General features: G+C 68.5%; 13 protein-coding genes. 6 read left to right on the top strand and 7 right to left on the bottom strand.

Annotated elements, in window-relative coordinates; translation table 11 throughout:
* Positions 1-16: 16 nt before the first annotated feature.
* The 4 genes from LZ198_RS24025 to LZ198_RS24010 all read right to left on the bottom strand — a co-directional run bounded on the left by LZ198_RS24025 (position 17) and on the right by LZ198_RS24010 (position 2561).
* A complete protein-coding gene (locus tag LZ198_RS24025) occupies positions 17-511 on the bottom strand; it encodes an ExbD/TolR family protein (RefSeq protein ID WP_253974363.1) in 495 nt (164 codons plus the stop codon).
* Entirely contained in the window at positions 511-924 is a 414-nt protein-coding gene (locus tag LZ198_RS24020) for an ExbD/TolR family protein (protein WP_253974362.1), read from the bottom strand. The genes LZ198_RS24025 and LZ198_RS24020 overlap by 1 nt, the downstream gene beginning before the upstream one ends.
* Before the next feature lie 129 nt (positions 925-1053).
* Positions 1054-1737 (bottom strand): MotA/TolQ/ExbB proton channel family protein, encoded by a 684-nt coding sequence (locus LZ198_RS24015; RefSeq protein ID WP_253974361.1) that lies wholly within the window; start codon positions 1735-1737, stop codon positions 1054-1056.
* 68 nt (positions 1738-1805) lie between these two features.
* Complete coding sequence (locus LZ198_RS24010) at positions 1806-2561, bottom strand: energy transducer TonB (protein WP_253974360.1); 756 nt, start codon at positions 2559-2561, stop codon at positions 1806-1808.
* A gap of 231 nt (positions 2562-2792) precedes the next feature.
* On the opposite strand from LZ198_RS24010, the gene LZ198_RS24005 reads away from it, so the two are divergent.
* The 4 genes from LZ198_RS24005 to LZ198_RS23990 all read left to right on the top strand — a co-directional run bounded on the left by LZ198_RS24005 (position 2793) and on the right by LZ198_RS23990 (position 9439).
* Entirely contained in the window at positions 2793-6017 is a 3225-nt protein-coding gene (locus LZ198_RS24005; protein ID WP_253974359.1) for a TonB-dependent receptor, read from the top strand.
* Between the two features lie 36 nt (positions 6018-6053).
* Entirely contained in the window at positions 6054-6755 is a 702-nt protein-coding gene (locus LZ198_RS24000) for a hypothetical protein (RefSeq protein WP_253974358.1), read from the top strand.
* Positions 6756-6876: 121 nt separating this feature from the next.
* Positions 6877-8421, top strand: coding sequence for a radical SAM protein (locus tag LZ198_RS23995; protein WP_253974357.1), 1545 nt, complete (start codon positions 6877-6879; stop codon positions 8419-8421).
* Positions 8422-8515: 94 nt separating this feature from the next.
* The gene (locus tag LZ198_RS23990) at positions 8516-9439 is read left to right on the top strand and encodes a hypothetical protein (RefSeq protein ID WP_253974356.1); all 924 of its coding nucleotides are present in this window, start codon (positions 8516-8518) and stop codon (positions 9437-9439) included.
* Positions 9440-9889: 450 nt separating this feature from the next.
* Here LZ198_RS23990 and LZ198_RS23985 read toward each other — a convergent pair whose 3' ends face one another.
* Together LZ198_RS23985 and LZ198_RS23980 are read right to left on the bottom strand one after the other, a co-directional pair.
* Positions 9890-10495: a hypothetical protein gene (locus LZ198_RS23985; RefSeq protein WP_253974355.1), complete on the bottom strand. Its 606-nt coding sequence runs from the start codon at positions 10493-10495 to the stop codon at positions 9890-9892.
* Between the two features lie 3 nt (positions 10496-10498).
* A complete protein-coding gene (locus LZ198_RS23980) occupies positions 10499-11077 on the bottom strand; it encodes a DUF4920 domain-containing protein (RefSeq protein WP_253974354.1) in 579 nt (192 codons plus the stop codon).
* An 87-nt stretch (positions 11078-11164) separates the two neighbouring features.
* Here LZ198_RS23980 and LZ198_RS23975 point away from each other — a divergent pair, with 87 nt between their 5' ends.
* The gene (locus tag LZ198_RS23975; protein ID WP_253974353.1) at positions 11165-11596 is read left to right on the top strand and encodes a DUF2752 domain-containing protein; all 432 of its coding nucleotides are present in this window, start codon (positions 11165-11167) and stop codon (positions 11594-11596) included.
* A gap of 9 nt (positions 11597-11605) precedes the next feature.
* Positions 11606-12184 (top strand): glycerol-3-phosphate 1-O-acyltransferase PlsY, encoded by a 579-nt coding sequence (gene plsY / locus LZ198_RS23970; protein ID WP_253974352.1) that lies wholly within the window; start codon positions 11606-11608, stop codon positions 12182-12184.
* Here the strand turns inward: plsY and LZ198_RS23965 are convergent.
* The gene (locus LZ198_RS23965) at positions 12101-13339 is read right to left on the bottom strand and encodes a THUMP domain-containing class I SAM-dependent RNA methyltransferase (RefSeq protein WP_253974351.1); all 1239 of its coding nucleotides are present in this window, start codon (positions 13337-13339) and stop codon (positions 12101-12103) included. The two genes, plsY and LZ198_RS23965, sit on opposite strands and share 84 nt — an antisense overlap.
* Positions 13340-13372 lie beyond the last annotated feature (33 nt).

Below are 13372 nucleotides of genomic sequence, written 5' to 3'. Positions count from 1 at the left end.
CGGAGGAGGATTGACTTCAGGGCGCCGGAGGCGTCGGCGTGCCGGTGTCGACCTGCGTGCCCTGGATGACGGCATTCGTCGGCAGCTCGGTGGCCATGCCGAGGACCTTCGCACCCGCTGCCTTCGCGCCGTCCAGGGCCGCGATGAGCCGGCCGTAGTTGGTGGCGTCGTCCGCCATGAAGAAGACGACCTTGTCGTCCGCCTTCTTCGCCGCCAGCATGCGCTTGAGGCGGTTGATGTAGTCGGACTCGGTGACCTTCTCCGTGTTGATGGAGTAGCCCCCGTCCTTGTCCAGCAGCACCACGAGCTGTTGGTCGTTCGGGTCGGGAGGAGGAGGGTCGTTTTCCATCTCCGTGTCCGGCACGCGCACCAGGATGTCCTTCTCCAGGAGCGGCGTGACGACCATGAAGATGATGAGGAGCACCAGCACCACGTCCACCAGCGGCGTGACGTTGATCTCCGAGTTCGGAGCGGACTGGGGCTTGACCCACTGGCGCTTGTGGCCGGCCATTACTTCTTCTCCTCGACGCCGAGCGCGATCTGCTTGGCCTTGGCCTTGCGAGCCACGTCCAGCACCCTGCGCACGTCGCCCACGTTCACCGTGTTGTCACCCTTGAGCAGGATCTTCTTGCCCGGGTCCTTGGACAGCTCCTGCGCGATGCGATCCCCGAGCGCCTGGTCGTCCACCTGATCGTTCTCCACGAACACCTTCTTGTCCGGGGTGATGGAGACGTAGAGAGGATCCGAGTCCTTTCCCTTCTCCTTTTCGATCTCGGTGGCCTTCGGCAGCTCCACGGACTTGCCGCGCTGGAGCATGGGGGTGACGACCATGAAGATGATGAGGAGCACCAACACCACGTCCACCAGCGGCGTGACGTTGATCTCGCTTTTCATGCCCCCCTTGGGGCCTGCTGACATTCCCATGCGTGTAACCTGCTTCCTGGTGATGGGGGCCCGTCCTCCCTCGTGGCGTCGCTGGCCCCTCGACGTCAGGGGCCGCGTTCATGAAGGAGGCGGGCCTCGGGTCGTCCCCGGGCTCGCGCCGGTGACTTCTCAGGCCGCGTGCGAGGAGTGCGCGCCGCCGCTCAGGTGGCGGGCGACCACGTCGAGGAACTCGTTGGAGGACTCGGAGATGTCCACCGCACGAGCATCCACCCAGCCCTGCAGGAAGTTGTAGGCCATCACGGCGGGGATGGCGACCAGGAGGCCGAACGCCGTGGTGATGAGCGCCTCGGCGATACCGGCGGAGATGGTACCCAGACCACCGGAGCCCGCGGCCGCCATGAGCTGGAAGGCGTTGACGATACCCATCGTCGTGCCGAGCAGACCGACGAACGGCGCCGTCGAACCGACCGTGGCCAGCAGGCCCAGGCCGCGCTTCATGCTCTGCACCTCACGCTGCGCCTGACGCTCCAGGGCGCGCGCCACCGACTCCACCGCCACTTCCTTGTTGTTGGGGCTGATGCGGTAGGCGGTCAGGCCGGAGTTGATCACCCGACCCAGGTGACCCACGTCCTTGCCCAGGTTGGTGTTGGCCGCCGTGCTCAGGTCGCCCTTGGCCAGGATCGCACCCATCTTCGCGGCGAAGTTGCGGCTGTCGGCCCGGGTCTTCCGGAACACGATCATTCGCTCCGCCATCACGACCAGCGACGCCACCGACATGATGGCCAGGGTGAAGATGATGCAGCGGGCGAAGAGGCCCGTGTGGTGCCAGATATCGATGAGAGTGAATTGCATGGCTTGGTTAAGCGCTCCTCCTCACGAGCGCGGGTGGTCCGTCGATGCTTCTCTACGGCGCGCCCGGATCAGCGCGGCAGCTTCAGGTTCAGGGTGAAGGTGTAATCCACCTGGACCGGGCGTCCCTGGAACGTGACGGGCTTGTAGCGTGACGCTGTCAGTGCGTCCAGGACGGCTTGTTCCATGTGGGGAAGGGGCTTGATGACTCGGCAGCGCTCCACTCGACCTTCGACGGTGATGACGCACTTGACGATCATCGTCCCCTGCACGCCCGCGGTGAGCGCCTCGCGCGTGTACTCGGGGCTCGGCCCCGACATCTTCTCGGGCCGGGTCATGCCCGCGCCGAACGGCAGCACCTCCGTCCCCGTCCCACCCAGCTGACCGCCCACCACACCACCAATCACGCCGCCCACGACACCACCCACCACACCACCGGCGACGCCACCCTCGACACCACCCTCCACCTGCTCCTCGGTCGGCTCCTCGGCGGCGGCGGGCGGCTCCTCGGTCGGCTCCACCTCCTTGGGAACCTCCTTCGGGATCTCCTTCGGCTGCACGATGGTGTCGGGCTTCTTCGGCTTCTTGGGAGTCGTCTTCGGAGTGGAGCTCGCCGCGGGCGGGGGAGGCGGGGGCGGGGGCGGAGGCGGCGGGGCCATGGTGGCCTTCAGCGTCACCTCGATCTCCTTCTCCTCCTCGACGGGCTCCCTGGTGGAAAGGAAGTAGGCCACAGCGAACAGCGCCACGTGCAGGATCACCGAGATGGTGGTCCCGACGCCGAACTTCGCTTTGGGCGCCTGGCCGCGGTCAAGGACTGAATCAAACATGTACTAGACTCCTCTTCACCAGTGGACACCCACCACGCCCCGCCCGGATGAAAGGGCGCGCTACCATACAGAAACGCGTTCCGGGTTCAAGCAAGCACGGTCAAGGGTAACTGACGTGATCGCGCAATTGCCCCACTGGTTACCAAAAAGCAACGGTCTATTGACAACTGCCCGACCTCGGATATTTTCCCCAGTCATTTTCGGTTGCAGCCCACCTTGGAGGGGTCTGGTATGCACTTGAACCGAGTGCTCCGGGAAACCGGAGTTGTTCTGGCCGCAGGTCTGCTGTACGGATCGGCGGCTTTCGCGCAGTCGAGTACGATGATCGGTACGGTCATCGATTCTCAGAGCCGGCAGCCTGTCGCTGACGTCGTCGTGACCGCCACCTCGCCCAACCTTCAGGGCGAGCAGACGGTGGTTACGGACGCCCAGGGCAACTACCGTATTCCCCAGCTTCCGCCGGGTGTTTACACCCTGCGGTTCGAGAAGGAGCAGTACAAGCCCTACGCTCGTTCCGACGTGCAGCTGCGTCTGAACCGTACGATCCGCGTCAACGTCGAGCTGCTCCCCGAGTCCCTCGGTGAGGTGGTGGAGATCGTTGGCGCCCCGCCGACGATCGACGTGGGCTCCACGACCACGGGCGTCAGCGTGGATCAGGAGTTCATCAAGCGCATCGCGGTCGCCCGTCCGGGCGGCAAGGGTGGCGCGGCCCGCTCGTTCGAGTCCCTGGCCGAACTGGCCCCGGGTGCCCAGAACGATACGTACGGCGTGTCCATCAACGGCGCGACCTCGCCTGAGAACGGTTACGTGGTGGACGGTCTGTCCACGAACGACCCGGCCTACGGCGTGAACGCCAGCCCGATGAGCATCGAGTTCGTGCAGGACGTGAACGTCATCACCGGCGGTTACCTGCCGGAGTTCGGTCGCTCCACGGGCGGTGTCATCAACGCGGTCACCCGGTCGGGCTCCAACGAGTTCCACGGCTCCGTGTTCGCCAACTGGACGCCGGGTACGCTCGAGGGCAACCGCAAGATCGTGCGTGAGGAAGGCACGGTCATCTCGGGCCTGAACGAGCTGAAGAACATGGGCGACTTCGGTGCGACCCTCGGCGGTCCCATCCTGAAGGACAAGCTGTGGTTCTTCGCCGGCTTCGCTCCCTCGTTCGCGCGTTACGAGCACACCCGCTCGCTCAACGCCATCCAGCTGGATGACCAGGGCAACCCGATCCGCGACTCGCAGGGCTTCACCCAGACGTCGCTGATCCCCGGTTCGCAGCGCCAGTACTTCGCGGATGCGCGCAGCATCCAGTACATGGGCAAGCTGACCTACCTCATCAACCAGGACCACAACCTGTCGTTCTCCTTGAACGGCACCCCGTCCTCGACGGGTGGTCTGGGCAAGCTGTCCGTGGATCCGAAGACGGGCCTGCTGCCCGGCGCCCTGACCTCGCGTCCGGGTGACTTCGGCCTCACGGAGACCAACGCGAACACGACCGCGCTCTCGCTGAAGTACGCCGGCGCTTTCATGGACAAGAAGGTCCTCGTCGACGCGACGGCGGGCTGGTTCCACCAGACGGCCTCCACCCTGCCGGGTGACGGCAGCAAGCTGGGCTCGACGGACGGCCTGGCTGGCTACTCCCGCATGGCCTACACCCAGGAGCGCAACCTGGCGCAGTTCGAGTCCCTGCCGGCGGGTACGGAGGGGATGTGCGAGCCCTTCACCGCGGATGACGGCTCTGTGATCCAGCGCTGCCCGGTGACCGGCTACACGCTCGGCGGCCCTGGCTTCATGAGCGACGCGAAGCTGGATCGCTACCAGATCAACGCGAAGGCCACCTACCTGCTCAACGCGCTCGGCACCCACGTGCTGAAGGCCGGCGTCGACACCGAGTTCCTGGTGTACGACCAGACCAAGGCGTACGGCGGCGGCGTGTACTTCGAGGAGAGCGTGCCGTACACGGGGGCCACGCTCCGTGGTAACCCCTACAACGGCATGACGCTGTCTGACTCCCGCCGGTACGGCTACCAGACGGGGCCGGACTCCCCGGTCACCCAGCTGACCCAGCAGTCGAAGACCTCCAGCACCACCATTGGTGGCTTCCTGCAGGATTCCTGGTCCATCGCCAACCGCGTCACCCTGAACATCGGCGTCCGCTACGACATCCAGTCGATGTACGGCGGCGACGACGAGCTGGCCCTGCGCCTCGGCAACCAGTGGTCGCCCCGTATCGGCGCCATCGTCGACCCGTTCGCCAACGGCCGCACGAAGTTCTTCGTGAACTTCGCCCGGTACTACGAGCAGGTTCCGCTCAACATCCTGGACCGCTCCTTCCCGCCCGAGCGTCGCTACACCGCCCGCCGCGCGATGGCCGAGCCGGGTGATCCGGACCAGACGGGCTACTGCGATCCCTCCAGCCGCGAGAGCCAGCAGACGGCCTGCCGTGACAGCGCCAACGTGCTCGCGCAGCCCGAGAGCGTCCGCAACCCGAACCGTCTCTACACGGGCGGCAAGGTGGAGAAGACCCCGGTCGACCCGGACCTCTCCCCGCAGTCCTCTGACGAAATCGTCGTCGGCGCCGAGTACGAGCTCATCGCCAACACCCGCGTGGGCGCCAGCTACACCCACCGCGACATGAACAAGGTCATCGAGGACATGTCCCGTGACTCTGGCGCGACCTACTTCCTCGGCAACCCGAGCTACGGTTTCGCCAAGGAGTTCCCGAAGCCGGAGCGTAACTACGACAACGTCACCGTCTACCTGAACCGGAACTTCTCGGACGGGTGGCTCGCCCAGGCCAGCTACACCTGGTCGCGCCTGTACGGTAACTACCCCGGTCTGTTCCGTCCCGAGACGGCCCAGCTGGACCCGAACATCCTGTCGGACTTCGACCTCGTGGAGCTGCTCGCCAACCGCACCGGTCTGCTGCCCTTCGACCGCACGCACTCCATCAAGATCTTCGGCGCGAAGGAGTTCAACTTCACCAACGAGCTGTCGGCCAGCATCGGTCTGTCCTACCGCGGCAACTCCGGTACCCCGATCAACTACTACGGTCACCACCCGGACTACGGCCAGGATGAGTCCTTCGTCCTCCCCCGTGGCTCTGGCGGTCGCACCCCGTGGATCAACATCATCGACTCCAACGTGGGCGTGAACTACCGCGTCAGCAAGGACAGCACGATCTCCTTCACCCTGGACGTGTTCAACCTGTTCAACTTCCAGACCGCTGACGCCGTCGACCAGTCCTACACCACGCGCGACGTCCTCCCGCTCGAGGGTGGCAAGCCGACCGACCTGCCGAACAACGTCCAGTACATCCCCGGCTATGAGCCGACGGACGACGACGGCAACCCGATCGCGTTCGGCGCGCGTGATGGCGACATCAACAAGAACTTCAAGAACCCGACCCGTTACCAGCCGCCGCGGCAGATGCGCTTCGGCATCCGGTACACGTTCTAGTCCTTGACCATTCACGGAATCGGAACTTCAAGTCACATGACCAAGAACATTCTGAAGACTGCGATGGTCGTCGCCGGCGTTGCTTCCCTGATGACGGGATGCAGCAACGAGCAGGCCGAGGTCTCCTGCTTCGTCCAGGACAGCGCGAGCTGGGCGACGAAGTACGATGCTCTGAGCGAGTCGGGAACGAACGCAGCGGGCGAGGCTTGCGAAACCGGGATTCCCCCGGCTGAGCTGGTGGGCGTTTTCAAGTTCGCCAACCCTGCCGACCCCTCGAAGGCCCAGCTGACGCTCCGTCCTGCGGGTCTGGCGAGCCGCGGCGCTCGTGATCCGGGGCCCTCGACGAACCAGACGGCGATTGGCGACTTCGCCATCACGCCGGACGAGAAGTCGCTGTGCCACGCAGACACGTTCACTGAGGCGACGGTGGACGCGGCTGCGACCCCCACGGCCGCCCACACGACGATCTCGTACCAGTTCTCGAACGTCCGGGTTTATTCGGCGCCGAGCGCTCCTGGTACGCAGATCACCGGTGAGCTGAAGTACACCCGTGATGGCTGCACCGCGAACTACATCTTCCGCGGCATGTGGCCGGCGGTGGGCTGCGATCCCGAGGCTCCCGCAGGTTCTGCGGACAACTGCGGTGCGGGCAGCTTCGTGAACCCCGACTTCGCGGTGACGTGCGAGGAGTCGGTGGGCTTCTGCGTCCTCTCGGAAGCGGTGCCCTCTCTCAAGTAACAGCCAGCGCTTGCTGAGCTGAGCCACCACCGAGTGGCGCAACGCGGCCCCGGCAGCCCTCCTCAGGGAGTGGACTGACGGGGCCGCGGTGTTTTATGGCGCTGGAGCACCCTGGAGGCACATGGAGGGCCGTTACTCACTCATCGGGCATGTCCGTTCGCTGCTGGCGGACGAAGAGGGGACTCTCTACAAGGAGGCGCCCTATCGGGTGGCCCTCTGCTACCCCAGCCCCTACCACGTGGGGATGAGCTCCCTGGGCTTCCAGGCCATCTACCGGGAGGTCCACCAGCACCTGGGGGCGACGGCCGAGCGGGTCTTCCTCCCGGATGACGTGGAGGCGTTCCGGCGGACCCGCACGCCCCTGTTCACCTGGGAGTCCCAGGCCCCGGTCTCCAGCTTCTCCATGCTCGCCTTCTCCGTGGCGTACGAGCTGGAGCTGACGGGCTTCTTCACCTTGCTGGACCTGGCGGGCCTGCCGTTGCTGGCGGAGGAGCGCCGGGACGGGCGTCACCCGCTGGTGGTGGCGGGCGGCCCGCTGACGTTCTCCAATCCGGATCCGCTGGAGCCGTTCGTGGACGTGCTCGTCCAGGGCGAGTCCGAGGACCTCATCCACGTCCTCATCGACGCCGCGGCCTCCATGGAGCGCGAGGCGTTGCTGGACCACCTGGCGCGCATCCCCGGCTTCCGGGTGCCCGGCCGGGGCGGGCCGCGCTACCACGTGGCCAAGGCGCAGGATGCCCGGCTGCCGGCGCGCTCGCAGATCATCACGCCCCACACCGAGCTGCGGTCGATGTTCCTCATCGAACCGGAGCGGGGTTGCTCTCGCGGTTGCCACTACTGCGTCATGCGCCGGACGACGAACGGGGGCATGCGGACGGTGCCCCCGGAGCGCATCCTCTCGCTCATCCCGGACCATGCCCGGCGGGTGGGACTGGTGGGTGCGGCGGTGACGGACCATCCCCGCATCGTGGAGCTGCTCCGCACGCTGGTGGACGCTGGCCGGGAGGTAGGGGTGTCGTCCCTGCGGGCGGACCGGCTGACACAGGCGCTGGTGGACCAACTGCGCCGGGGCGGTGCCACGAACCTGACGGTGGCGGCGGACGGGGCCTCGCAGCGGATGCGGGACATGGTCGACCGCAAACACTCCGAGGAGCAGATCGTCCGCGCCGCGGGGTTCGCTCGCACCGCGGGGATGAAGCAGCTCAAGGTGTACAACGTGGTGGGGCTGCCCTTCGAGGACGCGTCGGACATCGACGAGCTCATCCGCTTCACCACGGAGCTGTCGCGCATCCTCCCGGTGGCCCTGGGGGTCGCGCCGTTCGTGGCCAAGCGCAACACCCCGCTGGACGGCGCGCCCTTCGCGGGCATCCGCGAGGTGGAGACCCGGCTGGAGCGGCTGCGCAAGGGCCTGCGGGGGCGCGCCGAGGTGCGTCCCACGTCCGCGCGGTGGGCGTGGGTGGAGTACATGCTGGCCCAGTGCGGCCCCGAGGGCGGGCTGGCGGCGATGGACGCCTGGCGCGCGGGGGCGGGCTTCTCCGCGTGGAAGAAGGCCTTCGAGGCGCGCGGGTGTGAGCCCTACCTGGCCCGGAGGGTGGAGGATGGTCGCCGCAACCCCACCGTCTGGCCCACGGTTCCGAAGGTGATGCCCGCGGCGTCCGCCGTGTGACGCGGAGAGCGAACGAGCGGTGCAATGCGGGCCCCGGTTCCGCTAGAAGTCGCGCTGGCGCCGATGCCCGGCGCCTAGGGCAGCGGAGAACCAGGTGAGCACGCAGCGCGTGGACAAGGCGTGGCAGCAGAAGGGCCTGAAGGAGTACTCGACGGAGGCCCTGCTCGGGACGCTCGGCCACTACGGCCTTCCCATCAACGAGGAGGACTTCCGGAAGCTCTCCGAGGGCACCTATCCCCTGGGCATCGCCCAGCAGTGGAAGCCGAAGTGGAAGGGCACGGGCCCCTTCAAGGATTTCGTGGTGGCGGTGGCCGTGGAGCTGTGGCGGCGCTGGCTGCCGGACCGCGTGGCGCCGTACGAGCTGACGGACACGCTCGCGGGGCTGATGAACGCGCTGCTGCGGCTGCTCAACGGCATCACCGACGCGCCCGTGGCCGCGGCCTTCGAGCGCATGGGCACGCTGCGCCCCCGCATCCCCGTGGACGACAAGGGCTCGCCCCAGGAGCGCTTCATGCAGGAGGCGCTGGCGCCGTTCACGGAGAAGGACGCCGAGGTCTTCGACAGCCTCGCTGAGACGCTCGCCCGCTCGGGTCACCCGGACCACGCGGAGGCCTTCGCGGACATCGAGGAGTTCTTCATCCCGGACCGCAAGGGCATCTCCAAGTCCATGGTGCGCGCGGCCCGCGGTGAGAAGGACCCCGCCATCGACGACCTGGTGAAGCTCACGAGCGACACCTCCCGTTCGCCCATCTCCCGCATCCTGGCCATGGACGGCCTCATCCACCTGCAGGCGCATGGGCAGGCCGCCGCCGCGGGCCGCCAACTGCTCGAGTGGGCGGAGTCGGCGAAGGACCTGCACCTGGCGCTCGACCTCGTGCCGCGCCTGGAGCACGTCTACAAGGCGCAGAACGACCAACTGGCGCTGCTGGACCTGGTGCGCACCGCCGAGCGGCTGGAGGCGGAGCACGACCGCATCCACCCCGGCCATCGCCGCCACCGCCACGCTCACCAGCACTGAGCGGCGTTCCATCGCCACGTCGCGAGCGCGCCCGCGCGGCCGAGCCAGCAGACCTGGCAACCGGCCTCCGCGGGCGCGCCGCTTTTCCAGGGGCCCGCCCGGCATGCGCTCGTCGCGGGGGATTCCCGCTCGTGCCCCGGTGGCGCGGGGCCGTCATCCCGTGCGGCCTCCACCTTCGCTTCACGCACACGGACCTTGTCGCTCTCGGGTGGGGCGGTCGGTCATCGCCTGGCGCTCGGGCCCCACACGCGCTCGCGCATGCGCCGCCCGCGTCCCGGGCATGCGGGCGAGGGCAGTCGTCGCCTCAATTCGCCGCGCCCGGACCCTGACGCTCGCCGCGAGGCGCATCCTCGACGGGGATGGGCTCGCCCTCGCCGGCACAGACGCGCTCGCGCATGGCGCACGCGCCGCCCGCGTCCCGGGCTGCGGAGGTCTTCGCGTGACGTCGTCTCAGTCCGCCGCGCCCGGACCCTGTCGCTCGCCACGGGGAGCTTCCCCGACGGGGACGGATTCGCCCTCGCCGGAGGCGACCTCCTCCGCGACGGCGGCCGACCGCCTCAGGGGCACCCGCAGGACGTTGGCGACGCCCTCGCCCACGTCGCGTGTCGGCACCACGGCGCCCACCGTCGTGTAGCGGATGGCGCCCGTCTGGGTGAAGGCGTGCTTGAGCGCGTAGTCCTTCGCGCGCGGCAGGAACCAGTCACGCACGGCCTTCAGGGGCAGCACGTGCATCTCTCCCTGAGATAGGAAGACGTACACGAGCAGGTCCGCGCCGCTGTAGAGGAAGCAGCCGGGGGTGTCCTTCTCCAGGTTGGAGACGAGCTCGAAGAAGTAGCGGCGACGGGTGGCGTTGCGGTCGCCCTTCACCTCGATGCCACGCACCTCTCCCGAGGGGAGCTCCCAGAGGAGGTCCACGCCCCGGTGCTGGAAGCGCGGGTCCAACTGGACGTCGTGCACCCGCGAGCCCGGCTCCGTCTCCAACATCCACGCGCGGGCGTGCTGCACGGCGCGGTCCGCCGCGCTCTGCACGCCCCTCATGCTGAAGCTGCGTGCCATGGACTACCGGCGCAGCTCGACGCCGGTCGCCACCAACTGCACCTCGCGCGGCTTGCCGTCCGTGCCGCGCGGGACGACGGCGCCCTCGGACTCGTAGTGCGACGCGTGGCCCTCGCTCAGCTCGGCCACCTTCACCACGCCCTCGACGCGCGCCTGGGCGCCGGCCGAGTCCAGCGGTACGAAGAAGCCGTAGTCCTTGAACGTGACGCGCACGCCCGGGCTCTTCACCTGGTCGTCCGCCGCCAGCTCCATCCAGCAGCCCTTGCGCTCGCACGCCTTGCGCACGCGACCCTCGAGCAACACCGTCTTGCCGTCGTGGGCCTGGGGCTTGGCGATGAGGTCCGCCAGCTTCACCGCCGTGGCGCCCTTGAGGGGCTCGCCCCGGCTGAGCTTCCAGCCGTCCTGCGCGGCGGCGGGCGTGGGCGCGGGGGTCGCCGTCTTGGCGTCGGCCGGGTGGTGACAGTCGCTCGCCGCGGCCTTGTCGGCCTTCACGGCCTTGTCCTTGGCGGGCGTCTTGTCCGCCGCCAGGGCGAGCAGGGGAACAGCGACCAGCAGCATCAGGGACGTGCGGAGCGGGTTCATGGCCTGTCCGCTTAGTCAAAACTCATTGCTCCGGCAAGGCGCCCCCCGTACTAAGCTCTCACTCCCGCACACCTTGGTGGGGCGCGCATGAAGGTCCTCATCCCTCCCCGGAATCGTCGACTCGGCACGGTGGACTACCTGGGCATCATCGGCCTGGTGGGGCTGCTGGTGGCCCGCTACATCCCGGTGGCCCGGCTCATCCCGTTCTGGGGCTGCGTGTTGCGCCAGCGGACGGGGTGGCCCTGCCTCGGCTGCGGGCTGACGCGCGTGGCGGACCGGGTGGCCCACTTCAACTTCGTGGGGGCCTGGGAGGCCAACCCCCTGGGCACGGTGGCGGCCCTCCTGTTCGCGCTCGCTGCGGTGGCCATGGTGCTGCACCTCGTCTTCGCCATGCCCATCCCGGAGGTCCAGCTCACACCCCGGGAGTGGCACCTATTCCAGGTCGCGATGCCCGTCATCATCGTGGTCAATTACGCCTACGTGGTGGTGAAGACGCGCTTCCCCCACTGGCTGCTGTAGCCTGGGGGCGTGATTTCCGCGCTCGTCCTGCTGGGCTACCTCGCCGGCTCCATTCCGTTCGGTGTGCTGCTGACGCGGTGGTTGCGCGGCGTGGACGTGCGCCAGAGCGGCAGCGGCAACATCGGCGCCACCAACGTCACCCGCGTCGCCGGCAAGAAGCTGGGCGCGGTGGTGCTGGTGCTGGACGCGCTGAAGGGCGCGCTGCCGGTGGTGCTCGCGCTGCGATTGATGCCGGAGCAGCCGGTGGTCCACGTCTCCGTGGGGCTGGCCGCGGTGCTGGGCCACGTCTACCCCGTGTGGCTGAAGCTGCAGGGCGGCAAGGGCGTGGCCACGGCGCTGGGGGTGCTGCTGGTGCTGGTACCCCTGGCGGCGCTCGCGGCCGGGGTCGTCTACGTCGCCATCCTCGCGGTGTGGCGCGTCAGCTCGTTGGGCTCGCTCGCGGCGGGCGCGACGGCGGTGGGCATGTCCGCCTACACCGCGCCCGCGGTGGAGTACGCCGGCCTGTCAGCCCTGCTCTTCGTCCTCATGCTGTGGACGCACCGGGGTAACATCGTCCGGCTGGCGCGGCGCACCGAGCGGCGCTTCTGAGTCGCCGCCCCGCGCGTCCGGCGCTCGGTAGCCGAGCAGCGTGCAGGCGATGGGGCCGTTCCACAAATCCCGCCGCGCGGAGGGGCGCGCGTGGAACGCGCTCTCGAAGGCCGGGTTGCCGATGAACACCCAGGTGCGCCAGCCGGGCACGCGCAGCGACTCGCCCAGCTTGTAATAGAAGCTCTTCATGCCCTTCTGGCCGCCCGTGCCGAGCCGGTCGCCGTAGGGCGGGTTGGTGAGGATGAGGCCACCCGTCCCGGGCAGGGGCGGCAGCTTCGTGGCGTCGCCCTCGGCGAGGGTGATCTCCTCCGTCAGCTTCGCGGCGCGCACGTTGCGGGACGCGGCCTCCAGCGCCTCCGCGTCCTTGTCGAAGCCCCACAGGGGCACCTGCACCTTGCGCTCGTTGCGCCGCGCGTCCGCGCGCATGTCCACGAGCAGCTCCTTCGCGCGGGCGCCCATCTCCGGCCAGCGCTCCACGGAGAAGTCCCGGTTGAGGCCCGGGGCCCGGCGGCGCGCGATCATCCCGCCTTCGATGAGCAGCGTGCCGGAGCCGCACATCGGGTCCACCAGCGCCTCCTCGCCGGTGTAGTGCGCGGCGCGGAGGATGGCGGCGGCGAGCGTCTCCTTGAGGGGCGCCGCCGTGGGGCGCACGCGGTAGCCCCGGCGGTGCAGCGGCTCGCCGCATAGGTCGAGCGAGAGCGACAGCGTGTCGCGGGACAGGTGCGCCACCACGCTGACGTCGGGGTTCTTGGTGTTCACGTCCGGGCGGGTGCCCACCACCTCGCGCATCCGGTCGACGATGGCGTCCTTCACCTTGAGGGCGACGAACCCGGAGTGGCTGTGCTCGCTGTCCTTCAGCGTGGCGTCCACCGCGAACGTCGTGGCGGGCGTCAGGTGCTCCTCCCAGGGGACGCTGGCGGCGGCCTCGTAGAGCCCCTCCGCGCCGTGGGCCTCGAAGGCACCGAGCGGATAGAGCACCCGCATGGCGATGCGGGACCAGAGGCACACCATGAGGGCCTCGTCGAGCGTGGCCATGAAGCGGACACCCCCTCGGTCCTGACGGATGCGGCGCGCGCCGAGCTCCTTCAGCTCGTCGGCGAGCAGGTCCTCGGTACCTCGGGCGGCGGTTGCGAAGAGGGCGATGCGTTCAGCCATGGGACTCCGCCCATAGACGACACGGGCCCGCTT

It is taken from the genome of Myxococcus dinghuensis (assembly GCF_024198235.1).
Taxonomy (GTDB): Bacteria; Myxococcota; Myxococcia; order Myxococcales; family Myxococcaceae; genus Myxococcus; species Myxococcus dinghuensis.
The sequence above is the reverse complement of the archived record's forward strand: the minus strand, read 5'-3'. Positions and strand labels throughout refer to the sequence as shown.

Coding starts and splice junctions, on each gene's coding strand:
- LZ198_RS23975 (WP_253974353.1), top strand. CDS start 11,165: ATGAAGGTCCTCATCCCTCCCCGGAATCGTCGACTCGGCACGGTGGAC.
- LZ198_RS24015 (WP_253974361.1), bottom strand. CDS start 1,737: ATGCAATTCACTCTCATCGATATCTGGCACCACACGGGCCTCTTCGCC.
- LZ198_RS24010 (WP_253974360.1), bottom strand. CDS start 2,561: ATGTTTGATTCAGTCCTTGACCGCGGCCAGGCGCCCAAAGCGAAGTTC.
- LZ198_RS23995 (WP_253974357.1), top strand. CDS start 6,877: ATGGAGGGCCGTTACTCACTCATCGGGCATGTCCGTTCGCTGCTGGCG.
- LZ198_RS23965 (WP_253974351.1), bottom strand. CDS start 13,339: ATGGCTGAACGCATCGCCCTCTTCGCAACCGCCGCCCGAGGTACCGAG.
- LZ198_RS23980 (WP_253974354.1), bottom strand. CDS start 11,077: ATGAACCCGCTCCGCACGTCCCTGATGCTGCTGGTCGCTGTTCCCCTG.
- LZ198_RS24020 (WP_253974362.1), bottom strand. CDS start 924: ATGGGAATGTCAGCAGGCCCCAAGGGGGGCATGAAAAGCGAGATCAAC.
- LZ198_RS24025 (WP_253974363.1), bottom strand. CDS start 511: ATGGCCGGCCACAAGCGCCAGTGGGTCAAGCCCCAGTCCGCTCCGAAC.
- LZ198_RS23985 (WP_253974355.1), bottom strand. CDS start 10,495: ATGGCACGCAGCTTCAGCATGAGGGGCGTGCAGAGCGCGGCGGACCGC.
- LZ198_RS24005 (WP_253974359.1), top strand. CDS start 2,793: ATGCACTTGAACCGAGTGCTCCGGGAAACCGGAGTTGTTCTGGCCGCA.
- LZ198_RS24000 (WP_253974358.1), top strand. CDS start 6,054: ATGACCAAGAACATTCTGAAGACTGCGATGGTCGTCGCCGGCGTTGCT.